This is a genomic window from Streptomyces sp. NPDC059201 (genome assembly GCF_042754585.1).
Taxonomy (GTDB): Bacteria; Actinomycetota; Actinomycetes; order Streptomycetales; family Streptomycetaceae; genus Streptomyces.
Genome location: NZ_JBHZBB010000001.1, coordinates 1042352 through 1065460, shown reverse-complemented (window position 1 = coordinate 1065460; position 23109 = coordinate 1042352). Strand labels below are relative to the sequence as shown.

The 23109-nt window shown below is 73.0% G+C and carries 19 protein-coding genes and 1 riboswitch; of the genes, 6 read left to right on the top strand and 13 right to left on the bottom strand.

Annotated elements, in window-relative coordinates; all coding sequences use genetic code 11:
• Positions 1–2544: an ATP-binding protein gene (locus tag ACFXMG_RS04710; RefSeq protein WP_383815023.1), complete on the top strand. Its 2544-nt coding sequence runs from the start codon at positions 1–3 to the stop codon at positions 2542–2544.
• A gap of 63 nt (positions 2545–2607) precedes the next feature.
• Here ACFXMG_RS04710 and ACFXMG_RS04705 read toward each other — a convergent pair whose 3' ends face one another.
• Together ACFXMG_RS04705 and ACFXMG_RS04700 are read right to left on the bottom strand one after the other, a co-directional pair.
• Complete coding sequence (locus ACFXMG_RS04705) at positions 2608–3297, bottom strand: SGNH/GDSL hydrolase family protein (RefSeq protein WP_383815025.1); 690 nt, start codon at positions 3295–3297, stop codon at positions 2608–2610.
• The gene (locus ACFXMG_RS04700; RefSeq protein WP_383815027.1) at positions 3294–4718 is read right to left on the bottom strand and encodes a DHA2 family efflux MFS transporter permease subunit; all 1425 of its coding nucleotides are present in this window, start codon (positions 4716–4718) and stop codon (positions 3294–3296) included. Before ACFXMG_RS04700 ends, ACFXMG_RS04705 begins: the two co-directional genes overlap by 4 nt.
• Before the next feature lie 67 nt (positions 4719–4785).
• On the opposite strand from ACFXMG_RS04700, the gene ACFXMG_RS04695 reads away from it, so the two are divergent.
• Positions 4786–5409 (top strand): TetR/AcrR family transcriptional regulator, encoded by a 624-nt coding sequence (locus ACFXMG_RS04695; RefSeq protein WP_383815029.1) that lies wholly within the window; start codon positions 4786–4788, stop codon positions 5407–5409.
• 22 nt (positions 5410–5431) lie between these two features.
• Here ACFXMG_RS04695 and ACFXMG_RS04690 read toward each other — a convergent pair whose 3' ends face one another.
• From ACFXMG_RS04690 to ACFXMG_RS04680, 3 genes are all read right to left on the bottom strand, one after another.
• Positions 5432–6232 carry an ABC transporter ATP-binding protein gene (locus ACFXMG_RS04690; RefSeq protein ID WP_383815030.1) on the bottom strand — a complete coding sequence of 267 codons (801 nt, stop codon included), beginning with the start codon at positions 6230–6232 and terminating at the stop codon, positions 5432–5434.
• The gene (locus ACFXMG_RS04685) at positions 6229–7263 is read right to left on the bottom strand and encodes a FecCD family ABC transporter permease (RefSeq protein WP_383815314.1); all 1035 of its coding nucleotides are present in this window, start codon (positions 7261–7263) and stop codon (positions 6229–6231) included. Before ACFXMG_RS04685 ends, ACFXMG_RS04690 begins: the two co-directional genes overlap by 4 nt.
• A 74-nt stretch (positions 7264–7337) precedes the next feature.
• Positions 7338–8327, bottom strand: coding sequence for an ABC transporter substrate-binding protein (locus ACFXMG_RS04680; RefSeq protein ID WP_383815317.1), 990 nt, complete (start codon positions 8325–8327; stop codon positions 7338–7340).
• Positions 8328–8522: 195 nt separating this feature from the next.
• Positions 8523–8647, bottom strand: a riboswitch (cobalamin riboswitch).
• A gap of 226 nt (positions 8648–8873) precedes the next feature.
• On the opposite strand from ACFXMG_RS04680, the gene ACFXMG_RS04675 reads away from it, so the two are divergent.
• The 3 genes from ACFXMG_RS04675 to ACFXMG_RS04665 are packed head-to-tail and all read left to right on the top strand — an operon-like array spanning position 8874 to position 12085.
• The gene (locus tag ACFXMG_RS04675; RefSeq protein WP_383815032.1) at positions 8874–9956 is read left to right on the top strand and encodes a substrate-binding domain-containing protein; all 1083 of its coding nucleotides are present in this window, start codon (positions 8874–8876) and stop codon (positions 9954–9956) included.
• Positions 9957–9974: 18 nt separating this feature from the next.
• A complete protein-coding gene (locus ACFXMG_RS04670; RefSeq protein ID WP_383815034.1) occupies positions 9975–10775 on the top strand; it encodes an ATP-binding cassette domain-containing protein in 801 nt (266 codons plus the stop codon).
• Positions 10772–12085 (top strand): sugar ABC transporter permease, encoded by a 1314-nt coding sequence (locus ACFXMG_RS04665; protein ID WP_383815036.1) that lies wholly within the window; start codon positions 10772–10774, stop codon positions 12083–12085. Before ACFXMG_RS04670 ends, ACFXMG_RS04665 begins: the two co-directional genes overlap by 4 nt.
• 18 nt (positions 12086–12103) lie before the next feature.
• On the opposite strand, the gene ACFXMG_RS04660 is transcribed toward ACFXMG_RS04665, so the two are convergent.
• Positions 12104–13063, bottom strand: a complete 960-nt coding sequence (locus ACFXMG_RS04660) for a DUF4344 domain-containing metallopeptidase (protein ID WP_383815038.1) — start codon at positions 13061–13063, stop codon at positions 12104–12106.
• Positions 13064–13174: 111 nt separating this feature from the next.
• Positions 13175–14185, bottom strand: coding sequence for an ArsR/SmtB family transcription factor (locus ACFXMG_RS04655; protein WP_383815039.1), 1011 nt, complete (start codon positions 14183–14185; stop codon positions 13175–13177).
• Positions 14186–14340: 155 nt separating this feature from the next.
• Between ACFXMG_RS04655 and ACFXMG_RS04650 the strand changes: the two genes are divergently transcribed.
• Positions 14341–15387 carry a hypothetical protein gene (locus tag ACFXMG_RS04650; protein WP_383815041.1) on the top strand — a complete coding sequence of 349 codons (1047 nt, stop codon included), beginning with the start codon at positions 14341–14343 and terminating at the stop codon, positions 15385–15387.
• A 23-nt stretch (positions 15388–15410) separates the two neighbouring features.
• Here ACFXMG_RS04650 and ACFXMG_RS04645 read toward each other — a convergent pair whose 3' ends face one another.
• From ACFXMG_RS04645 to ACFXMG_RS04620, 6 genes are all read right to left on the bottom strand, one after another.
• Entirely contained in the window at positions 15411–16355 is a 945-nt protein-coding gene (locus tag ACFXMG_RS04645) for a nucleoside hydrolase (RefSeq protein ID WP_383815043.1), read from the bottom strand.
• A 105-nt stretch (positions 16356–16460) separates the two neighbouring features.
• Positions 16461–17945 carry a long-chain fatty acid--CoA ligase gene (locus ACFXMG_RS04640; protein WP_383815045.1) on the bottom strand — a complete coding sequence of 495 codons (1485 nt, stop codon included), beginning with the start codon at positions 17943–17945 and terminating at the stop codon, positions 16461–16463.
• 62 nt (positions 17946–18007) lie between these two features.
• A complete protein-coding gene (locus tag ACFXMG_RS04635; protein WP_383815046.1) occupies positions 18008–19726 on the bottom strand; it encodes an aldehyde dehydrogenase family protein in 1719 nt (572 codons plus the stop codon).
• Positions 19727–19963: 237 nt separating this feature from the next.
• Positions 19964–21385, bottom strand: a complete 1422-nt coding sequence (locus ACFXMG_RS04630; protein ID WP_383815048.1) for an MFS transporter — start codon at positions 21383–21385, stop codon at positions 19964–19966.
• A gap of 7 nt (positions 21386–21392) precedes the next feature.
• Positions 21393–22313, bottom strand: a complete 921-nt coding sequence (locus tag ACFXMG_RS04625; protein WP_383815050.1) for a TauD/TfdA dioxygenase family protein — start codon at positions 22311–22313, stop codon at positions 21393–21395.
• 177 nt (positions 22314–22490) lie between these two features.
• Positions 22491–23105: a TetR/AcrR family transcriptional regulator gene (locus ACFXMG_RS04620; RefSeq protein WP_383815052.1), complete on the bottom strand. Its 615-nt coding sequence runs from the start codon at positions 23103–23105 to the stop codon at positions 22491–22493.
• Positions 23106–23109 lie beyond the last annotated feature (4 nt).

Here is a 23109-nt window from a genome sequence, read left to right as displayed (position 1 = left end):
ATGGGACGCGGAAAGCTGCGTATCTACCTGGGAGCGGCGCCGGGCGTCGGCAAGACGTACTCCATGCTCTCCGAGGGGCACCGGCGCGTGGAGCGCGGCACGGACTGCGTCGTCGCCTTCGTGGAGCACCACAACCGGCCCCGGACCGAAGTCATGCTGCACGGCCTGGAGATGATCCCGCGCCGCACGATCGAGTACCGGGGCACCTCCTTCACGGAGATGGACGTGGACGCCGTCCTGGCCCGCCGCCCCGCCGTGGCGCTCGTCGACGAACTGCCCCACACCAACGTCCCGGGCTCGCGCAACGCCAAGCGCTGGCAGGACGTCGAGGAGCTCCTCGCGGCCGGCATCGACGTCGTCTCGACCGTCAACATCCAGCACCTGGAGTCGCTCGGCGACGTCGTCGAGGCCATCACCGGCATCCGGCAGAAGGAGACCGTCCCCGACGAGGTCGTCCGCCGCGCCGACCAGATCGAACTCGTCGACATGTCGCCGCAGGCACTGCGCCGGCGCATGGCCCACGGCAACATCTACAAGCCCGACAAGGTCGACGCGGCCCTCTCCAACTACTTCCGCCCCGGCAACCTCACCGCCCTGCGCGAACTCGCCCTCCTCTGGACGGCCGACCGCGTCGACGAGTACCTCCAGGAGTACCGGACCGAGCACCGCGTCTCGAAGATCTGGGGCTCCCGGGAGCGGATCGTCGTCGGTCTCACCGGCGGGCCCGAGGGCCGCGCCCTGATACGGCGTGCCGTCCGCCTCGCGGAGAAGGGCGCGGGCGGGGAGGTCCTCGCCGTCTACATCTCCCGCAGCGACGGCCTCACCTCGGCGTCGCCGAAGGAGCTGGCGGTCCAGCGGACCCTCGTCGAGGACCTCGGCGGAACCTTCCACCACGTCGTCGGCGACGACGTCCCCGCCGGACTGCTGGCGTTCGCGCGCGGGGTGAACGCCACCCAGATCGTGCTCGGCGTCAGCCGCCGCCGTTCCTGGCAGTACGTCTTCGGCCCCGGCGTCAGCGCGACGGTCGCCCGCGAGTCCGGCCCCGACCTCGACGTCCACATCGTCACGCACGACGAGGCGGCGAAGGGCCGCGGGCTCCCGGTCGCCCGCGGGGCCCGGCTCGGCCGCTCCCGGACGATCTGGGGCTGGGTCGTGGGCCTCGTCGGCCCGGCCCTCCTCACGCTGGTCCTCAGCACCGCCGCCCCGGACGTGGGCCTCGCCAACGACGTCCTGCTGTACCTCACGCTCACCGTCGCGGCGGCGCTCCTGGGCGGACTCCTGCCCGCCCTCGCCTCCGCCGCCGTCGGCTCGCTGCTCCTGAACTGGTTCTTCACCCCGCCGATCCACCAGCTCACGATCGCCGACCCGCGCAACATCGTCGCCCTCACGATCTTCGTCGGGGTGGCGATCTCGGTGGCCTCCGTCGTCGACCTCGCGGCCCGCCGCACCCACCAGGCGGCGCGGCTGCGGGCCGAGTCGGAGACCCTGTCCTTCCTGGCGGGCAGCGTCCTGCGCGGCGAGACGACCCTCGAAGCCCTCCTGGAGCGGGTCCGGGAGAGCTTCTCCATGGAGTCCGTCGCCCTCCTGGAGCGCCCCGACGAGACGGCGCCGTGGACCCGTGTCGCCGTGGTCGGCCACCGCCCGTGCGACCGCCCGGAGGACGCGGACGTCGACATGCCCGTCGGCGACCACCTCGCGCTCGCCCTGACCGGCCGGGTCCTGCCCGCCGAGGACCGGCGCGTGCTCGGCGCGTTCGCCGCGCAGGCGGCGGTCGTCCTCGACCGGCAGCGGCTCGTCGGCGAGGCGGAGGAGGCCCGCAAGCTGGCCGAAGGCAACAAGATCCGTACGTCGCTCCTCGCGGCCGTCAGCCACGACCTGCGCACCCCGCTGGCCGGCATCAAGGCATCGGTGACGTCCCTCCGCTCCGACGACGTCGAGTGGTCGGAGGAGGACCGGGCGGAACTCCTGGAGGGCATCGAGGCCGGCGCCGACCGCCTCGACCACCTCGTCGGCAACCTCCTCGACGTCTCCCGCCTGGAGACGGGCACGGTCACCGCCGTCATCCGCGAGACCGACCTGGACGAGGTCGTGCCGATCGCCCTCCTCGGCGTCCCCGAGGACACCGTCGACCTCGACATCCCCGAGACCCTCCCGATGGTCGCCGTCGACCGCGGCCTGCTGGAACGCGCGGTCGCCAACGTCGTCGAGAACGCGGTCAAGTACAGCCCGCCCGGCCACCGCGTCCTCGTGGCGGCCAGCGCCCTCGCCGACCGCGTCGAACTCCGCGTCGTCGACCGCGGCCCCGGCGTCCCCGACGAAGCCAAGGACCGCATCTTCGGCGCCTTCCAACGCTACGGCGACACCCCACGAGGCGAAGGCGTCGGCCTGGGCCTCGCGGTCGCCCGCGGCTTCGTGGAAGCCATGTCCGGCACGGTCACCGCCGAAGACACCCCCGGCGGCGGCCTCACCATGACCCTCACCCTCCCCATGGCCGCCGGCGCCACCCCACCCCTCCCCCACTTGGCAGCGGAGGCGACGACGTGACGGGGGAGGCTCGGCAACGTCCGCTCCTGCTCGTCGCGCCTTCCGGGCACCGCTGATCGCTGATCAGCCGTGCCCGGCGTGCCCCGCCAATGTCGTGACGATGGCGGCGAAGGCCACGGCGTGGCCTCGGGTGTTGGCGTGGATGCCGTCGGGGGCGTAGAGCGTGGGGTCGGAGGTCAGGGGGTGATGGTGGGTGTCGATGTGGATGCCTCCCAGGGTGTGGGCCAGGTCGGCGGTGAGGTGGTCGAGGGTGTCGAAGCGGCGGGCCATGCCCTCCGCGTGTTCCGGCGGGACGAGGCCCGAGCGGGCCACGTCGAAGAGGCCGATGGTGACGACGAGGGCGCCGCTCTCCGCCAGGGGGGTCAGGAGTGCGGCGAGCTCGGCGCGCAGGGACCGCGGGTCGAAGGCGCGGAAGGCGTTGTTGCCGCCCGCGCTCACCATCACCACGTCCGGTGCGAACTCCAGCGCGGGGGCCAGCTGTTGGGCCCGGATCTCGTCGAGCAGCAGGTGGGGCTTGGCGAGGTTGATCGCGGTGAAGCCGGGGCGGGTCGCGGCGAGGGCGTCGGTGAGACGGTCGGCGAAGGACCGGTCACGGTAGCCGGGGAGGGGCTCCCTCACACCGGCGGTGACGCTGTCGCCCAGGATGGCGAGCCGCTTCCACGGGAGGTCGCGGAGGATGTTGGCGGCCGTGCCTGGGGATATGCAGTACGGGTCGGACGCCTCGGCGGCGTACGCGGAGTGCTCGGATGTCATCGCTGGTCTCCTTCGAGGACGCGGGCGGTCGAGGTCGGGGCGGTCGGCGCGGGCGCGGGTGCCGCGGTGAGGCGTAGGGCGAGACCGCCTGCCGCTGCGGTCAGGTTGACGGCGGTGGCGAACCAGTACACGGCGGCGTACGGCTCCGCGCCCCCGCCCGCGACCTCCGCGATGATCACGGCCGTCGCCGCGATGCCGAGCCCGCCGCCCACCTGGCGTGCCGCCATGACCGTGCCGGTAGCCGCGGCGAAGTGCTGGGGCGCGATGGACAGGGTCGCGGCGCTGGAGATGCCGACGGTGGCCATGCCCACACCCGCCCCCATCACCGCTCCGGTCGGCAGCCAGAGTTCCCAGAAGCGCGGCTCGGTGTCGACGAGCAGGGCCAGCGTCGCCGTCGAGGCGGCGATGAGGGCCGACCCGGCCGCCACCAGCGTGCGCGGGGCGAGGGCGACCGGGAGCCGCCCGATCCCGACACCGACCACGGCGGTGACCAGCGCCGCCGGGCTCATCGCGAGACCCGCCTCCAGGGTGGAGTAACCCCACACGTGGGTCAGGAAGAGCACCCCGAGCAGCATCGTCGTGAACAGCGCGGTGCCGTACGCGAAGGAGACCCCGCTCGCGACGGCGAAGGGCCGGCTGCGGAAGAGGTCCAGCCGCAGCGCGGGCCGCGGATGCCGGAGCGCCCGCACCACCGTGGCGACGCCCGCGAGCACGGTCACCCCGGCGGCGGACAGCACGGACACCGAGGCCCAGCCGTGGTCGGGCCCCTGCGTCAGCCCGTACACCGCCGCGCCGACGCACAGGGCGAGCAGCAGTCCGCCCACGAGATCGGGCCCCCGGCCGGTACGGGACTCGCCCGCGAGCAGCTTCCGCCCGGCGATCAGGACCCAGACGCCCACCGGCAGGTTGAGGCAGAACAGCGCCCGCCAGTCCAGGACTTCGACCATCACCCCGCCGAGCGCGGGCCCCGCCGCCGCGGCCAGCGCGCCCGCCGCGCTCCACACGCCGATCGCGGCCCGCCGGCGCTCGGCGGGGACCTCCGCGAGGACGAGCCCCAGCGAGGCGGGCACCATCAGCGCCGCCGCCACGCCCTGGACGGCGCGTGCGCCGAGCAGCACGGGCAGGTTCGGGGCCACGGCGATCAGCAGCGACGACACCGTGAAGGCGGCGACGCCGATCAGGAACAGACGGGCCCGGCCGACCGCGTCGGCCAGCGGTCCGGCCGGGGCGAGCAGGGCGGCGAAGGGGATCACATAGGCCGTCGCGACCCACGAGACCGTGGTCAGCGAGACGTCGAAGTCGGCGGCGATCGGCGGCACCGCCAGGTTGGTCACGGTGGCGTCGAGAAAGCTCAGGAAGGTGCCCGCACAGGCGAGTAGCAGGGCCAGAGAAGCCCGGCCGGGAGTGACGGAAGAAGTCATGGCGAGGATTTAAGAAGCCGAACGTTCGTATGTCAATAGCGTACGGTCGTTTGCTAAGATGGCCCGTATGGCAGGACGTGCATCAGCCCAAGCGGCGCTCGAGACCCGGCGGTCCGTACTGCGCGCCGCCGCCGAACTCGCCTCCATGGAGGGCCTGGACAGCGTCACCATCGGCCGCCTCGCGGACCGGCTCGGCATGAGCAAGGCGGGCGTGATCGGCCAGTTCCGCAGCAAGGAGAAGCTCCAGCTGGAGACCGTCGAACTGGTCCTGGACGACTTCCGCACCCAGGTCTGGCTGCCCGTACGCCACCACGACAAGGGCCTGCCGCGCCTCCTCGCCGTCTGCGCCGCCTGGGTGCGCTACTCCGCCGATCCCGGCTACTCCGGGGGCTGCCTGCTCACCCAGGTCACGTACGACTACGACGCCCGCACCGGCGCCGTGCACGACCGGATCGCCGAGGGCCGCGCCCGCTGGCGGGACACCCTGCGCCACGACATCGAGGCCGCCGTCGCCGCCGGGGACCTCCCGGCCCGGACGGACGCGCCCCAGGCCGTCTACGGACTGGAGTCGCTCGCCGCCGGGATCACCCCGGCGCGACTCCTCCACGGCGACGCCCGCACGGAGGACTGGGCCCTGCGCGGCATGCGCGCCGTCCTCGGCCTCCCGCCGACGGAGGACGAGACGCCGTAGACCGGCCGCCGTCGGGCGACCGTCACCCGGTCCCGAGGAAGCGGATGTGGGGGCGGCCGTCCGGGCCGGGGCGGGTGACGGAGGCGCGGACGCCGTACACGTCGGCGATGAGCCCTTCGGTGAGCACCGCGTCCACCGGCCCGGCCGCCACCACCGAGCCCTCGCGCAGCACCACGACGTGGTCGCAGTACATCGCCGCGAGGTTGAGGTCGTGCAGCGCGACGACGCAGGTGAGGCGCAGCCCGGCCACCAGGTTCAGCAGGTCCAGCTGGTGCTGGATGTCCAGGTGGTTCGTCGGCTCGTCGAGCAGCAGCTCGCGCGGCTCCTGGGCGAGGGCGCGGGCGATCTGCACGCGCTGGCGCTCGCCGCCGGAGAGGGTGCGCCAGGACCGCCCGGCGAGGTCGGTCAGCCCGGTCCGGGCGAGCGCGGAACGCACGGCCGCCTCGTCGGCGCCCGTCGCCGGCGCCCACGCCCGGCGGTGCGGGATGCGGCCGAGCCGTACGGCGTCGGCCACGGTGAGGTCGACCTGGGTGTCGGCGTGCTGCTCGACCACGGCGATCCGCCGGGCGAGCGCCCGGCGCGGGACGGAGCCCAGCGGGCCGCCGTCCAGGGTCACGACCCCCGCGTCCGGCGCGAGGACGCCCGCCAGGACGCGCAGGAGGGTGGACTTCCCCGAACCGTTCGGCCCCAGCAGCCCGGTGAGCGTCCCGGCGCGCGGCGCGACCGTCACCCCGTCCAGGACGAGGGCCCCGCCGGCCGTACGGGAGACACGCTCGGCCCGCAGCCCGGTACGCGTACCCGCATCCACGTGAAGGTCCGTCATCGGGCGCTCCTGTCGCTCCTGGTGCGGTACAGGACGAGGACGAACGCCGGGACGCCCACCAGCGAGGTCACCACGCCGACCGGCACCTCCTGCGGGTCGAGCACGGTACGGGCGAGGGTGTCGGCCCACACCAGGAAGACCGCCCCGGCCAGCGCCGCCAGGGGCAGCAGCCGGGCGTGGCCGGGGCCCACGAGGGCCCGTACCGCGTGCGGCAGGACCAGGCCGACGAAGCCGATCGCGCCCGCCGACGAGACCAGGACCGCCGTGAGCAGGGCGGTGACCGCGAGGAGGACGAGGCGGGTCCGGGCCACCGAGACGCCGAGGGCCGTCGCCGCGTCCTCGCCGAACGCGAAGGCGTCCAGCGTACGGGCGTGGCCGCCGCAGACCAGCAGGGCGCCCGCCAGCACGGCGGCGCACACGCCGACGTCGGTCCACCCGGCGCCGGAGAGCGAGCCGAGCAGCCAGAAGAGGACACCCCGGGTCGTCTCGGCGTCGGCGGCGGTCATCACCACGAACGAGGTGAGGGCGGAGAACAGCTGCATCGCGGCGACCCCCGCGAGCACGACCTTGTCCGTCGACCCGCCCAGCGTGTGGCTGAGCAGCAGGACCAGCGCGAAGGAGCAGAGCGCGCCGACGAAGGCGCCCCCGGTGACGGACACCAGCCCCCCGCCCGCACCCAGGACGACGACCGCGACCGCCCCGGTCGAGGCGCCGGAGGAGACGCCGAGCACGAACGGATCGGCGAGCGGGTTGCGCAGCAGGGACTGCATCACCGCGCCGCAGACCGCGAGTCCGGCGCCGCACACGGCCGCGAGGAGCGTACGGGGCAGCCGCAGCTCCCAGACGATGCCGTCACGGATCGCGCTCAGACCGGACGGCTCCCCGCCGAGGTGGGCGGCCACCACCGACCACGCGTCGGCGACGCGGAGGTCGGCCGGGCCGATCGTGACGGCGACGGCGACGGAGACACAGAGGAGGACGACCCCGACCACCCCGACGACGGGCGGCAGCGCCCGGGACGAGAGAGGCAGCGGTGCGACGACACGGCGCCCGGTACGCACCGTACGCTGCCTCCCGGCCGCCGTCTTCTCCGGCCCGGACGGGGTCACTTGGCGAGCCCGTACGTCCGCAGCGCGGCGGCCAGCTTCTCGATGCCCTCGACGGTGCGGAGGGTGGGGTTCATCGCCTGCCCGCTGAGGATCACGTACCGCTTCTTCCGCACCGCCGTCATGTTCCGGGTGACGGGGTGGGACTCCAGGAACTCGATCTTCTTCGCCGCGCTCTCGGCAGACTGCGCCTTGCGGGTCAGATCGGCGATCACCAGCACGTCGGGATCGCGGTCGGCGACGGTCTCCCAGTTGATCTGCGGCCACTCCTCCTTCGTGTCGTCGAAGACGTTCTTCACACCGAGGGTTCCGCTGACGATGCCCGGCGCGCCGCAGCATCCGGCCATGTACGGCCCCTGCGAGTCGGAGAACCAGTACAGGGCGGACGCGCCGCCGAAGTCGGCGCCCGCCCGGGCCTTCTCCACCCGGGCGCGGAGCTCGCCGACGAGCTTCTCGCCGCGCTCCGGCACACCGAACACCCGCGCCAGGTCGCGGACTTCGCCGTACACGGTGTCCATGGTCAGCGGCTCGGTCCGCACGCCGTCGCCGTCGCCGCTGTTGTCCTTGCCGACGCAGTCGGCGGGGGAGAGGTACGTCGGCACGCCGAGCTTCGTGAACCGCTCCCGGGGCGCCACACCGCCCTTGCCGAGCGTGTAGAGGAAGGAGGCGCTGACGAAGTCGGGCTCGGTGTCGAGCACCTTCTCGAAGGACGGGTAGCGCTCGGCGAGCCGGGGGACGGTGGCGTTCGCCTTCTCCAGGCCCTTGAGGACCGGGTCCGTCCAGGTGGCGGTGCCCACCATCCGGTCGGCGAGCCCGAGCGAGAGCAGGATCTCGGCCGAACCCTGGTCGAGGGCGACGGCGCGGCTCGGCGGGCGCTCGACCTCGACCCGCTGCCCGCAGTTGTCGAGGACGACGGGGAAGCCGGAGTCCGCCCCCTTCGCCCCGGCCGGCGCCGCCGCCCCACCGGAGCCGCAGCCGGCCACGAGCACGGCCCCGGCCACGACCAGCACGGCGGAACGGACGGGGCGAGAGAAGGTGACACGGCCGGTGGAGCTGACACGGCGGGTGGGGCCGGCGGGGCGGGCGAAGGGCACGGAAAGGAGTCCTCTGCGTCACGGCTCATGCGCGGAGCCTGTCGTACGGTGCTCCCCGGGCGACGGCGCACGCCGGCCGGGGCCGCCAGCAGGTCTTCGGACTCGGGGTCGTCCGGACGGAACGCCTTCCCAGACCCCTCGGGGGCCCAGTGGCCGATGTCCCGCCCGTCACCCTCACCGCTGCGCGTCAGCTCCGGATTCCCACCGGATTCCCTGACCCGTGCACGTACCGTGTCGGTCGATACGTACAGAGGTGCGACTGGCTCGGGCAAATTACCACAGGCCGATCATGGCCCTTCCGGCGGCGTGAGCGGTGTGAGCAGCGTGAATGGTCGGCCCACGGCGTTGGGACTAGTGTCGAGAGATAGGCCGAACCGCGCCCGCGCCCCCGTGACCCGGCAGGCCACGGGGTGGGGTCGAGGCGCGCGAAAGGAGCCTCCCATGACCCGTACGTTGCGAGGCGCGATAGCGGTGGCCTCGACGGTGGCCCTGTCGCTGGGCGTGGTGGCGACGACGACCGGCGCGTCGCCCGGGCAGGCGAAGCAGGACATCAAGATCGGACTGCTGCTTCCGGAGAGCAAGACCACGCGGTACGAGAAGTTCGACCGGCCGTACATCGAGCAGAAGATCAAGGAACTCGCCCCGGACGCCCAGATCGACTACTACAACGCGGCCGAGAGCGCGACGACGCAGCAGCAGCAGGTCAACACCGCCCTCGCCAAGGGCGACCAGGTGCTCATCCTGGACGCCGTGGACGCCAAGTCGATCCAGTCGTCCGTGGAGAAGGCGAACAAGGCCGGCGTGAAGGTCGTCGCCTACGACCGCCTCGCGCAGGGCCCGGTCGACGCCTACGTCTCGTACGACAACCGCAAGGTCGGCGAGCTCCAGGGCCAGGCGCTGCTCGACGCGCTCGGCGACAAGGCGGACAGCGGCCAGATCGTCATGCACAACGGCTCGCCCACCGACCCGAACGCCGCCGAGTTCAAGGCCGGCGCGCACTCCCTCCTCGACGGCAAGGTGAAGATCGGCAAGGAGTACGACACCCCCAACTGGGACCCGAACAACGCCAACCAGCAGATGTCCGGCGCCATCAGCGCCCTCGGCAAGGACAACATCGTCGGCGTCTACTCGGCCAACGACGGACTGGCCGCCGGCATCGCCACCGCCCTCAAGGCGGCCGGCATGAACGTGCCGCTGACCGGTCAGGACGCCCAACTCGACGCCATCCAGCGGATCCTGCTGGGGACGCAGACCATCACGATCGAGAAGCCGTACAAGCCCGAGGCCGACATCGCCGCGACCATGGCCGTCAACCTCGCCGAGGGCAAGCCGCTTCCGGCCGACCTGACCCCCACCACCGTCACCAGCGGCAGCGGCCAGAAGGTCCCGGCCACGCTGCTGACCCCGGTCGTGGTCGACAAGGAGAACATCAAGGACACCGTCGTCAAGGACGGCCTCTACACCGTCCAGGAGATCTGCACGCCGGCCTACGCCGACGCCTGCAAGGAAGCCGGGCTGGAGTGACCGAGGAGGCGGTCGAAGGTGACGGAAGCACCTGTGCTCAGCCTGCGGGGGGTGTCCAAGAGGTTCGGCGCGGTCCAGGCCCTGTCGGACTTCGACCTGGAGGTCCACGCCGGTGAGGTCGTCGCCCTCGTCGGCGACAACGGCGCCGGGAAGTCGACCGCCGTCAAGGCGATCGCCGGCGTGAACCCGCCCGACGACGGCGTCATCGAGTGGCAGGGCCGGCCGGTCTCCATCCACCGGCCCCACGACGCCCAGAACCTCGGCATCGCCACCGTCTACCAGGACCTCTCCCTCTGCGACAACCTCGACGTCGTCGGCAACCTCTTCCTCGGCCGGGAGCTGCGCCGCTTCGGCGTGCTCGACGAGGTCCGCATGGAGCAGCGCTCCCGCGAACTGCTCGACACGCTCTCCATCCGGATCCCGTCGGTACGCATCCCGGTCGCGTCGCTCTCCGGCGGCCAGCGCCAGACCGTGGCGATCGCCCGCTCGCTCATCGGCGACCCCAGGATCGTCATCCTGGACGAGCCCACGGCGGCGCTGGGCGTGGAGCAGACCGCCGAGGTCCTCGACCTCGTCGAACGCCTCCGCCAGCGTGGGCTCGGCACCATCCTGATCAGCCACAACATGGTGGACGTGATGGCGGTCGCCGACCGGATCGCGGTGCTGCGCCTCGGCCGCAACAACGGCTTCTTCGACCGGCGCGCCACCACCACCGAGGAGATCATCTCCGCCATCACCGGAGCCACCGACAGCGCCGTCACCCGGCGCCAGGCCCGCAAACGCAAGGAGCGGGAGGCACGGGGGGAGGAGGCGCCATGAGCGACGCCAGAGACCCAGACGGCAGGTCTGGCCCGTCCGGCCCGTCCGGTCCGGACGATGCCGCCGCCCAGCAGCCCGCCCCCGAGGCGATGCCCGCCGTCGACAGCCGGCTGATCGTCCGTGAGGAGGGCTTCCGGGGATACGTGGGCGAGTTCCGGCGCAAGCTGCGCAGCGGCGAACTCGGCTCGCTGCCGGTCGTCATCGCCGTCGTCATCATCTGGACGGTCTTCGGCAGCCTGGACAGCGCCTTCCTCTCCGCGCAGAACCTGTCCGACCTCAGCCAGCAGATCGTCGGCACCGGCATGATCGCCGTCGGCATCGTCTTCGTCCTCCTGCTGGGCGAGATCGACCTGTCGGTCGGCTCGGTCAGCGGACTCTGCGCGGCCCTGTTCGCCGTGCTCAACGTCATCAACGGCATGAACCAGTGGCTGGCGCTGCTCGTCGCCCTCGCCGGGGGAGCGGCCGTCGGGCTCATCCACGGCTTCTTCTTCGCGAAAGTGGGCGTGCCCGCCTTCGTCGTCACGCTGGCGGGCAACCTCGCCTGGAACGGCCTGATGCTCCAGGTGCTCGGCACCAGCGGCACGGTCAACATCCCCAGCGAGAGCGTCGTCGCCGAGCTCTACTCCACGATCTTCGAGAACCCGGCCGCCGCCTACGCCACGGCGGCGGTGGGCACCGGGCTCTTCCTGCTCGCCTCGCTGCTCGACGCCCGGCGCCGGCAGGCGGCGCGAGTGCCGTCCCGTCCGATCGCCGAGATCGTGCTGCGTACGGTCGTGATCGCGGCGATCGCCTTCGCCGCGGCCGCCCTCCTCAACCGGTACCAGGGACTGCCGCTCGCGCTGCTGGTCTTCCTGATCCTGCTGGTGGTCCTCGACTTCGTGCTGCGCCGCACCCGCTACGGGCGCCAGATCTTCGCCGTCGGCGGCAACATCGAGGGAGCCCGGAGGGCGGGCATCAGCGTGCCGTTCGTCCGCATGAGCGTGTTCACGATCGCCGGCACGATGGCGGCCGTCGGCGGCCTCTTCCTCGCCGGACAGATCCAGTCCGCCAGTCAGACCTCCGGCGGCGGCAACCTGCTCATGAACGTGATCGCCGCCGCCGTCATCGGCGGTACGAGCCTGTTCGGCGGACGCGGCTCGGTCTGGTCCGCGCTGCTCGGCGCCCTCGTCATCGGTTCCATCCAGTCCGGCATGAACATCATGGGCGTCAGCAACGCCGTCCAGTTCATGATCACCGGCTCGGTCCTGCTGGCCGCCGTGGTCGTCGACTCCCTGTCCCGCCGCAGCCAGAAGGCCGCGGGACGGGCCTGAACGCGCGGACGCACGCGGTCAGTTCTTGAGGTAGGGCTGGAGGAGGGTGCTCCAGGAGTTGTTGATCTGCTCGAACTCCCTGGGGCACTGCGCGGCCCGCTCCTCCGGCAGCACGCCGTCGGGGTTGCCGTCCGTCTCGACGACCGAATCGTACGCGTCGGGGTCCGAACCGTAGAGCCAGCAGGCCCAGTTGTAGAACCGCTGGATGCTCAGCGAGTGCTCGTCGGCGTAGACCTCGGCGGTCTTGTCCCCGGCCTCCTCCGCCTCGGCCAGGCCGCCCCAGGCGTTGATCGTGTCGATCGCGTACTCCTGGTACTTCTCCCCGCCGCTGGCCAGCATCAGCGCGGACAACTGGTCGACGGCGTCCTCCTCCTTGCCGGTGATCGGCAGGTCGTACATCGCCACGAGGCCGTGGCCCAGCTCGTGGAAGAGGACGCCGTTGGTCAGCCCGACCAGGTCCTCGTCGACGGCCGCGGCCCGCTGGTTCGCGGTGCCGGTGGTCTCCTGCTTCTCGTACACCGGCCGGAGCGCGCCGAGGAACTCGTAGCAGTAGGTGATGTCCTTCGTGTCCGGGTTCCAGAAGGCGTTCGCGACGCCGCAACTGGCCGCCTTCAACGGGACGTCGTGCGGCAGGGCCACCAGGGAGTCGGCGAAGGCGGCGACCTCGTCCAGGACCTGGGTCTCCTTGAGGAACGTCTCGGCCGGCTGGTCACTGGCCGCCTCCGGCGGCGCGTACGAGACCACGAGCTTCCCGGTCCCGGCCGACGCGGACGCCGATGGCGAGGGTGACGCGGGTGCCGACGCCGACGCGGTGTCTGTCGCGGACGGTGCTGCCACCGCCGGTTTCACCGCGTTGCCGGCCCGCGCTCCCGTCGTCTCCCCGCCGGAGCCGGAGGAGCAGCCGGTGGCGAGGCCGGTCAGCGCGGCCACCGCGAGGGCTACGCCGCTCCAGGGCCTGTCACCTCTCGTACGGATCACGGGGGCCACCTCTCGCAGCTGTCGTGGGCGGGACGCACTCCCCCCACGCTCCCCATCCTGGCCACGGGACCGCTGATCAGGCCCCCTGGAGTGGACCGATGAGGTGAAGCCTCACGTGGTCGTCCCGGCCAGGAGGGAGTGGCCGAGGGGCGTGAGGGTGTGCAGGACGGCCGTCCCCGTGCGGACGGTGTCGATCAGCCCCGCGCCCCGGAGGACCCGGGCGTGCTGGCTGGCCGCCGCGAGCGAGACGGAGGCGCGTTCGGCGAGCGCCGTCGTGGTGGCGGGCGAGCGCAGGAGCGCGAGCACATGGGCCCGGGTCCTTCCGAGCAGCGCGGCGAGCGCTTCCGGCCGCTCGCCGTCGGGAGTCGCGTCGGGGGCGTCGTACAGGGGGTAGACGAGGACGGTCGCGGCCTCGGGGCGGTACATCACCATCGGTCCGGTGGCGAACCACGAGGGCACGAGCAGCAGCCCCCGCCCGCACAGCGGGATGTCGTAGCTCGACGCCGAGGGCAGGTGCAGGGTGGGCGCCTGCCACCACCAGGTCGTGCCGAGCGTGGTCAGCAGCGCGTCCACACCCCCGCGCAGCAGCATCTCCGACCGCAGCGCGCGGTCGGTGAGGGTGTCGCGGCGGATCCGGGGCCAGAGCGGTTCCACGGTCGTCTCGAAGTAGCGGCGGGTGTCGTCCAGCAGGGCGCGGGCCGCGGCCGGCGACCCCTGCGCGAGCTCCCGCGCCCACCGGCCGGGCCGCGCCATGCCACCGTTCCAGCCAGTGGCCTCCGGGATCCCGAGATCCAGCGCCAGCCGCTCCGAGGGCGTCGCCCCGACCGCCTCCAGGGCGCCGGTGAGGTCGTGGACCGACGGCTGGAGCAGGAAGTCCGGGACGAAGCCGTCCTCGGCGACCAGCTCGGCGAGCACACCGGCCCGGGCGACCGCGCCACCCGGCAGGGACCGGTGCCACTCCCTGGCGGCGGCACGCGGACGCTCCAACTGCCCGCCCCTGCCGCCGCGCAGGCCCCCGCGCGGGTCCAGCCGCAGGCTCAGGACGGTTTCCGAGAGCGCGTTGGGCGCCGGGGCGAGAGTGATCCGGCACAGATCGGCGGCGGTGAAGTGAAGACGGATCATGCCGACCGATTATCCGCCCGGCGGACCCATTCGACGAGGGCCCTTTCGACAAGGGCCCTTTCGACAAGGGCTCTTTCGACAAGGGACCTTTTCAACGAGGGACCTTCAGCGAGGGACCTTCAGCGAGGAACCCTTTCAACGAGGGGCGAAAGGCAGTGCGTTCCGCGCGAGGCGGCGGCACGCTCCTGCCGTCCCTCTCCACCACGCGCCGAATCCCCTTGGAGGTCGCGCCGATGCGCCGCATCCCCGCCCGAACGGTCAGCCTCGCAGCCGCACTTCTGCTCTCCGCCCTCGCCGGTGCGGCCGCGCCCGCCCCCGCCGCCGCACGGGACCTGCCCGACACGTACGTGGTCTCCCGCGAGGCCGGCGTCCTGCCCGAGGGCATCACCGTCACCCCGGACGGCACGATGTACGTCTCCTCCGACGGCCTCGGCACCCTCTACCGGGGCCGCGTCGGCGCCCCGGACCTGAAGCCGTTCCCGGCACGGGGACTTGAGGACCGCCCCAGCACCCTGGGCGTGCACACCGACCGGCGGGGCCGGGTCCTGTCCGTGGGCGGCGCGACCCTGATGCTCCACGACCGCCACGGACGCCTCCTCGCCACCCGTACCGCACAGGCCGGACCGCTCGGCGCGCCCGACCTCAACGACCTGACCGTGACGAAGGACGCGGTGTACGTGACCGACTGGGCCAACCCGGTGATCCACCGGGCGGAGCTCCGCGGAGCCACCCTGGGCCCCCTCGAACCCTGGCTCGACATCCGCTCCGCCTTCCCCCAATTCCCGCCCCAGTACTGGCTCTTGAACGGCATCGTCGCGAACGCGTCGGGCTCCACCCTCCTCGTGGCGTCGAACGGCACCGAGGCCGTGTGGCGGATCTCCACCTCGGACAAGCAGGTCGCCCGGCTCGACCTCGGCGACCAGTCCTTCGGCCCCGACGGCATGGTGCTGCGCGGCCGGACGCTGTACGCCGTCCTCAACTACGGTGCCCCGCACGGCGTCTACGTCGCCCGGCTCGACGCGGAGCTGCGTACGGGCACGGTGACGCACCGGCTCACGGACGGCCCCTTCGACCTCCCCACCACGCTCGCGCGGCACGGCTGCCGCCTCTACGTGGTCAACAGCCAGCTCGACGAGCCGCCGGGCCTCCCGCCGTACACCGTGAGCGCGATCGACGACCCGACCTGCCGCGACACGCCCTGAGAGACAGCGGACCCTAGGGCTGCCTAGGGCTTCCCCAGGGTCCGTACGGCTTCCACGATCAGGTCCCAGAACCGGTCGGCGTCGACGTCCATGCCCACCTCGACGTCGGCCGGCAGGCCCGTCACGCCGTGCAGGTCGACCACCGTCGCGCCCCGGGTGTGGGTGCCGTTCAGCTCCACGGCCACCGCCGCCCGCGCCAGGCTGACCAGCGACGGGTCGATCAGGTGGGCGACGGTCAGCGGGTCGTGCAGCGGGGGCGCGTCGAAGCCGTACACCTCGCGGTAGGTGGAGCCGAAGTAGGTGAGCAGGTCGACGCAGAGGCGGCTCAGGGGGGTGCCGAGGGCGGCGATGCGGGCGACGACCTCGGCGGTGGCCCGTACCTGATGGGTCGCGTTGAGGCCGAACATCGTCACAGGCAGACCACTCCGGAAGACGATGTCGGCCGCTTCCGGGTCGCACAGGATGTTGAACTCGGCCGCGGGCGTGGTGTTGCCGCGCTCCGTCGAGCCGCCCATGAGCACGATCCGCGCGATGCGGTCGGCGAGCTCGGGGTGGGCGAGGAGGAGGACGGCGATGTTGGTGAGCGGCCCGGTCGGCACGAGCGTCACCGGCTCCGGGTGCGCGAGCAGGGTGTCCCGCATGAGGGTGAGCGCGTCGCGCGGGTCCTGCGGCACGTCCGGCTCGCCCTTCGCGAAGCCGGGCCCGTCCAGGCCGGAGTCGCCGTGGATGTTCTCGGCGATCCGGCGCGGCCCGTGCAGCGGGCGGTCGCGGCCCGCCGCGATCGGCACCCCGTGGATCCCGGCCGCCGCGCACACCCGGCGGGCGTTGAGCGTCGTCTTCTCCAGCGTCTGGTTGCCCGCGACGGTGGTGAGGGCGAGCAGCTCGACCGAGGGGTGCGCGGCGGCCAGCAGAATGGTGAAGGCGTCGTCATGACCGGGATCGCAGTCGAGCATCACGGGAACCGGCATGCTCACACCGTCCCACATCCGGGCCGGCGGGGCGACGGATGCGGAGGCTCTCCGGAGAGCAGGGGGCTGGAGGGCGCCGAGGCGGGCTGAGGGGGCTCAGGGGCCTCAGGGGCGGGTGGTCACCACCTCGCGCTTGAGGATCTTGCCGGTGGCGCCCTTGGGCAGTTCGGGCAGCAGCCACACCACGCGCGGGTATTTGTACGGCGCCACTTGCTCCTTGACGTACGCGACCAGCTCCTCGGGGGTCGCCTCGGCGCCGGGGCGGAGGGACACCGCCGCTCCGATCTCCTCGCCGAGGGTGTCGTGGGGGAAGCCGACTACGGCGGCTTCGGCCACGGCCGGGTGCTCGTAGAGGACCTCCTCGATCTCCCGGGGGTAGACGTTGAAGCCACCACGGATGATGAGGTCCTTCTTGCGGTCCACGATGGAGTAGAAGCCGTCCTCGTCGACCCGGGCCAGGTCCCCCGTGTGGAACCAGCCGTCCCTGATCGCCTCGGCGGTGGCGTCCGGCCGGCCCCAGTACCCCTTCATCACGTTGTGCCCCCGGACGCACAGTTCGCCGATGCCGTCCTCCACCCGGTCGAGCCGCATCTCGACGCCCTCGATGGGCGTGCCGACCGTGCCGGGCTTGCGCGGGCGGTCGAGGTGGTTGAAGGAGGCGACGGGCGAGGTCTCCGACAGGCCGTACCCCTCCAGGACGGGACAGCCGAAGGTCTTCTCGAAGGCGTGCAGGACCTCCACGGGCAGCGAGGCGCCGCCCGACACGCAGAGCCCCAGGGTCGCGGTGTCGTGCAGGCCGGGCTGCCGCGCTTCGGCGGCCAGCAGAGCGGCGTACATGGTGGGGACGCCCGCGAAGACGGTGACGCCGCGCTCCTCGATGGTCCGGAGCGCGATGTCGGCGTCGAAGCGGTGCAGGAGGGTGAGCCGGGCGCCGATGACGACGGCGGCGTTCATCGCGACGACCTGGCCGAAGGCGTGGAAGAGGGGGAGGCAGCCGAGGACGACGTCGTCGGGGCTCAGGTGGAAGAGCGTGCGGGCGGCCATCTCGGAGTTCCGGCCGATGTTGAGGTGGGTGAGCTCCGCGCCCTTCGGCAGGCCCGTCGTCCCGGAGGTGTAGAGGATGACGGCGGTGTCGTGGTCCGCGCCGCAGGACGCGGTGACGGGCTCGGGGTGCGCGGAGAGGAGCTCGGCGAGGGACCCCTCGGCGACGGGGACGATCTCCGCATCCGACCCGGCGGCCTCGGCGGCGGCGCTCACCTCACCGGTGAGGGACGCGTGGACGAAGACCAGGCGGGCCCCCGAGTCCTTCAGGTAGTGCGCGATCTCCCGCCGCTTGAGCAGGGGGTTCATGGGGACGACGACCGCGCCCGCGCGCAGCGTCCCGTAGTAGAGGACGGGGAACTCCAGCAGGTTGGGCAGCATGACGGCGACCCGGTCGCCGGGCGCGACGCCGTGCGCGCCGAGCAGCGCGGCCACCCTGCCGGAGAGGCCGTCCAGGTCGGCGTACGTGAGGGAGGCGTCGCCGAGTTCCACGGCGGTGCGCGTGCCGTGCGCGGCGGCGGCGCGGGAGAGGGCGTCGGAGAGGTTCACTGAGGGGTCCTGTTCGTGAGCTGAAGGGAGGGGGAGGGGAGGCGTGGTGATGAGGTGGCGGGTCAGCCGCGGAGTGCGGCGGCGAAGATCGCGGGGAGGCGTGCCGCGCTCGGCGCGGTGGTGAAGCGGGTGAGGCGGGCGAGGGTGGTGACGGCGGTGCGGTGGGTGACGAAGTACGGGGGACGCGGGGAGAGGGAGGGGGAGCCGGTGAACAGGCCGCGCGGGGCGGGCGCGAAGGGGGCGCGGAGCACGGTCTTCTCGATGTCCTCCTCGGCCAGCATGAGCGCGTTGTGGACGAAGCCGACGCCGCTGCCGATCTCCTGGCGGGTGTGGCCCGGGTACGCGCCCCAGGGCGTCTGGCCGAGGAGGAAGCCGATGGCCGACCAGCAGTTGACGCCGACCGTGCCGTAGCGCAGACCGGCCACGGCCCGGTCCACCGCCGCCCGGTGGGCCTTCTCGGTCTTCGGGTGGACGATGAGGGTGGCGCCGAGGGTGCCGGGGAGCCGGTCGTTCGCGAAGTCGACGGCCGCGCGCAGGAACTCCTCCGGGGTGTCCCCGGGGAGGCGTACGACTCCGAGGGCGCTGGCGAAGACCTCGGTACGCAGGAAGGCGTCGTCCTCGTCCGTGAGGTCCGGCAGCAGCAGGCGCCCGCCCGCGCCGTGCGTCTCCGCCTCAGGGTGCGCGTCGGCGACGGCGGCGAGCCGGCGGTCGGCGCCGGGGTAGTAGTCGGTCCGGTCGGGCAGGGCGCGCAGAACCCGGCGGATCTCGGCGAGCAGGCGCTCGGTGCCGTCCCAGGCGCGGGGCAGGACGAGTATCTGGCTGGCGACGCAGTTGTGGCCGGAGTTGTTCATCTTGCTGGTGACGATGTGCTCGGCCTGGAAGCGGAAGTCCGCGGCGCTCCACGGTCCGGGCGCCACGAGGCAGGGGCTGACGCCGCCGAGTTCGCTGCTGAACGGCTTGGTGTTGAGCGGGGTGTCGGCGGCGCGGCGCCGCGCCGCGTGCTCGTCGGTGCCCCAGACGATGGCGTCGTGGGTGCGGTCGCTGCCGGTGACGTGGATGGTGTCGACGCCGTCGTGCGCCGCGAGGTGGGCGCCCTCGGCGGCGCCGCCGTCGACGAAACGCACCCAGCCCCGGGCGGTGAACTCCGCGAAGACCCGCTCGAAGTGGGGCCGCAGGTAGGCGTTGACGGGGTTCATCTTCGCGAGGACCACCTGCCCGTCGACGTACAGCTTGTGGAGGATGTCGAGCGCGGTGATGGCGGCGACGTTCCCGGCCCCGAGCACGAGAGCGACCCCGCCCGCCCCGCCCCCGGACCCGCCTCGGTACGGGGCCCCGGCCCGGTCCCGTACCCCCTGCGGGGTCGTACCGGGCCGCGTCCACACCCGCGCGGAGAACCCGTTGAGAAGGATCCGGTCCCAGCCGCCGGCGGGAAACACGTCGACGCAGGTACGGCCATGGTGCTGGCGCACGGCCCGTGCGTCGACCGGCTCCCGACCGGCGGCGATACGCCGCAGCGTCTGGAGATAGGCGGCGGCCGTCCGCGCCAGAGCCCACGGCGCACCGGTCCAGTCCTCGGCGGCCCACGGAGAGTCGGCGGTGTACCCCTTGGCACGCGCGGCCGCCTCGACCATGTCCGCCGCCCCGTCCTGGATACGCGGCAGCATCCGCTCCAGGAGGGCGATGCGCTCGGTGACGGGGGCGGCGGCCCAGCCGGCGGCGCCCGCACGGAGATCGGACACGGCGGCGTCCAGGTGGGTGGTGTCGGGGAGGGGGGTGGTCACGGCTGGCTCCTTGGGAGGGGGTGGGTACGGCGCAGTGGAAGGGGGGCCTGGGCGCGGGGGTGGAAGAGGGCGCTCGGGCGCGCGCGGCACTGGGGTGCCCGGGCGCGGGCTGGCAACGCGGACCGGGGTGCGAGCCCGGAACAGCGGGCCCAGGCGTGAGCCCGGAAGCGGGCAACGCGTGCCCGGGCGCGAGCCCGGCAGAGCGTCCCCGGGCGCGAGCCCGGAAGAGGAGCGGGTTCAGGCGCCCGCGCGGTGCGCGTCGCGCGACGGGTCGATCAGGGTCGCCGCGGCCAGGGCGCCGGCCAGCAGCAGGGCGGCGGAGACGAGGGTGGCGTTCTGGTAGCCGGCGGGGCCCTGCGCGTCGATCATGGCGCCGACGACCGCGGGGGCGATCAGTCCGGCCGTCGTCACCAGCGCGTTCATGATGCCGAGGGAGCCGCCGCGCAGCGCCGCCGGTGCCAGCTCCGCGACCGTCGTGACCGCGACCGTGGCGAACGATCCGCTGATGCCGAACCCGGCCACCACCAGCGCCGTCTTCGCCCCCGCGCCCTCGGCGAGCGGCACGGCGAGGAAGCAGAGCCCGCCGAGGAGGAGCAGCGCCGCGCCGACCCTGCCGCGGGCCCAGCGGCTCGGCACGCCGCGCCGCATCAGCCGTCCCGTGACGGCGGCCTGCGCGAGGAGGGCGACCGCGCCGATCGCCCACGGGACGGCGACCAGCGTGCCGGAGGCGGCGGAGGAGTGGCCGAGACCGTTCGTCAGGTACGAGGGGAGCCACACCAGCATCAGCGCCACGGACCAGTAACTGGTGAAGTACGCGAGAGTGGTTCCCAGCCAGGTACGGCTGCCCAGAACCCGCCGGTACGCCCGCCAGGGAACGCGTACCGAGGCGGCGGTCGCCTTCTCACGGTGGTCGCCGTCGGCCCCGAACACGGCCCAGACCACGGCCCACACCGCGCCCACGACGGCGAGCACCCACAGCGCGGCGCGCCACCCGTGCCGGTCGATGACCCACGTCAGGCCGGGCGCGGCGGTGATGACGCCGAGGGTGATGCCGAGCGTGACGAGCGCGCCGGGCAGATTGCGCCGGTGGTCGGGGAACCAGGACAGCGCGGCCTGCTGGGCGACGGGGAACGCGGGGCCCTCGGCGGCACCGAGGAGGATCCGCGTACCGACGAGCACGGCGAGCCCGCCGCCGAGGGCGGCCGGGACCTGCGCGACGGACCACAGGGCCGCCATGAGCAGCAGCAGCCACTTGAGGGACACGCGGTCGGCGAGCATCCCGACGACGACGGCGGCGACCGAGAACAACAGGAAGAACGCGCTGTTGGCCAGCCCGAAGTCGGTGGCGGACAGGCCGAGATCGGCGCGGATCTCGTCGGCCGCGAGACCGAGGACCGCCTTGTCCGCGAAGTTGACCATCATGAAGACCACGAGCAGGCCGGTGACGATCCAGGCGCGTGCGCCCGGCCCGTCACCCGCCGCGCTGCGCCCGGGGACGGGCTTCCGCGCGGGGGTGGTGTCGGCGGCGGTCATGGCGACCTCCAGGAGGAGAGGGAGGGAGGGGAAGAGGGAGGGGAGCGCCGCCGCGCCCGGGGTGTGCGGCCCCGAACGGCGGCGGAGGGCCCCTGCGAGCCCGCCGAGGACGGCCCGGCAGGGCACCCGGCGATCAGGCGGACAGCGGTACGCCCGCGATCGCGATGCGCTCCATCACCCGGCGCTCCGGGAAGTAGTCGTTGATCGCGTAGTGCTGGACCGCGATGTTGTCCCAGATGGCGAGGGACCCGGGCTGCCACCGGAACCGCACCTGGTACTCGGGGATGCGGGCCTGGAGCACGAGCGTGTCGAGGAGTTCGCGGTTCTCCTCGTCGGAGAGGCCCGTGATCCGCGTGGTGAAGGGCTCGTTGACGTACAGGGTCTTCCGTCCGGTCCGCGGGTGGCGGACGACGACGGGGTGCTCGACCGGCGGCAGGGTCCGCCGGAAGTGGGCGACCTGCTCCTCGCTCATCGTGGCGCCCCAGCTGGGCACCCAGTCGTGGACGGCCGTGAGCCCGTCGACGCGCGCCTTCGTCTCCTCGGGGAGGTTGTCGTACGCGGCGCCCATGTCGGCCCACATCGTGTCGCCGCCGGCGGGCGGGATCTCGACGGCGCGCAGCACCGAGCCCAGCGCGGGCGCGGCCATGAACGAGTGGTCGCTGTGCCAGATGTTCTCGTTGCCGACGGCCATCGCGTCCTTGGCCAGCCGGGAGACGCCGACGGTGCCGCCCTTCGGGAAGAAAGGATTCACCTCCGGCGCTCCCCACACGGCGGAGAGGGCCACGTGGTGCTCCTGTGTGACGTCCCCCTGGTCGCGGAAGAAGACGACCTTCCACTCCAGGAGTGCCTGCCGCAGCTCCTCGGCGAGCTCCTCGCCGAGGGGTCGGGTGAGGTCGACACCGGTGATCTCGGCGCCGATGTGCGGGGTGAGGGGGGTGATGTCGAGGAGGCGGTACGCGGCCTGGGGAGTGCCGGGTCCGACGCGGTCGAGGGTGCGGCGCCCGTAGTGCAGAAGGGGCTTGTCGAGGACCGGCTGCGGGGTGGTGACGGACATGCTGAAGGTGCTCCTCCACGGTGAGGGCTAAAATCGTTACCGGAAGTATCGATATTCAGTCATGCGTCGGCAAGGGGTCGGGCCCAGGAACTTCATCCAGCGCGGAAGACGCCCGTGATGAGGGGAAACGTGATGAGGGGAAAGGACAGCATCAGGACCGGTTCGCCGGTCGTGCGGTCAGGCGCGGACCGCCACCGCGCGGCACACGGAATCGGTCACCGCGTCGATGAGCGAGGAGTCCGGCGACTCCATCTCGCCGACCAGCCGGAAGAGCAGCGGAGCGGCGATCATCGTGGCCATGGCCCGGACGTCGGTGTCCGGACGCACGTCGCCCCGGGCGATGCCGCGCTCCAGGATCTCGCGGGTCGCGCTCATCACCCCGGCGGTGTACGCCCCGTACCGCCCGCGCTCGGCCCCCTCCTCGGCCGCCGCCCCGATGACCCCGGCGAGCAGCCGGTCCACGCCGGGCTGCCGGTACGCCTCCAGACGCGCCTCCAGCACCGTGCGCAGTTCGGCGCGGAAGTCGCCCAGGTCCGGCACGGTCAGCGGCCCGACCCGGGACTCGGCGGCGGCGATGATCAGGTCCTGCTTGGTGGGCCAGCGGCGGTAGATCGCGGGCTTGCTCACGCCGGCCCGCCGCGCGACCCCGTCCATCGTCAGACCGCCCAGACCGTGCTCGGCGATGACGGCCACGACCGCGTCGAACACCGCGGGCTCGACCCGCTCCTCACGCGGCCTGCCCGGCCCCCGCCCCGCTCCCCGCCCCACGCCCGAACCCCGCCTCTCGATCATGCCC

Bases quoted from the DNA above. Each gene is read 5' to 3' on its own strand.
- ACFXMG_RS04710 (WP_383815023.1), top strand. From the start codon at position 1: ATGGGACGCGGAAAGCTGCGTATCTACCTGGGAGCGGCGCCGGGCGTC.
- ACFXMG_RS04705 (WP_383815025.1), bottom strand. From the start codon at position 3,297: ATGACATCCGAGCACTCCGCGTACGCCGCCGAGGCGTCCGACCCGTAC.
- ACFXMG_RS04700 (WP_383815027.1), bottom strand. From the start codon at position 4,718: ATGACTTCTTCCGTCACTCCCGGCCGGGCTTCTCTGGCCCTGCTACTC.
- ACFXMG_RS04695 (WP_383815029.1), top strand. From the start codon at position 4,786: ATGGCAGGACGTGCATCAGCCCAAGCGGCGCTCGAGACCCGGCGGTCC.
- ACFXMG_RS04690 (WP_383815030.1), bottom strand. From the start codon at position 6,232: ATGACGGACCTTCACGTGGATGCGGGTACGCGTACCGGGCTGCGGGCC.
- ACFXMG_RS04675 (WP_383815032.1), top strand. From the start codon at position 8,874: ATGACCCGTACGTTGCGAGGCGCGATAGCGGTGGCCTCGACGGTGGCC.
- ACFXMG_RS04665 (WP_383815036.1), top strand. From the start codon at position 10,772: ATGAGCGACGCCAGAGACCCAGACGGCAGGTCTGGCCCGTCCGGCCCG.
- ACFXMG_RS04655 (WP_383815039.1), bottom strand. From the start codon at position 14,185: ATGATCCGTCTTCACTTCACCGCCGCCGATCTGTGCCGGATCACTCTC.
- ACFXMG_RS04645 (WP_383815043.1), bottom strand. From the start codon at position 16,355: ATGCCGGTTCCCGTGATGCTCGACTGCGATCCCGGTCATGACGACGCC.
- ACFXMG_RS04625 (WP_383815050.1), bottom strand. From the start codon at position 22,313: ATGTCCGTCACCACCCCGCAGCCGGTCCTCGACAAGCCCCTTCTGCAC.
- ACFXMG_RS04620 (WP_383815052.1), bottom strand. From the start codon at position 23,105: ATGATCGAGAGGCGGGGTTCGGGCGTGGGGCGGGGAGCGGGGCGGGGG.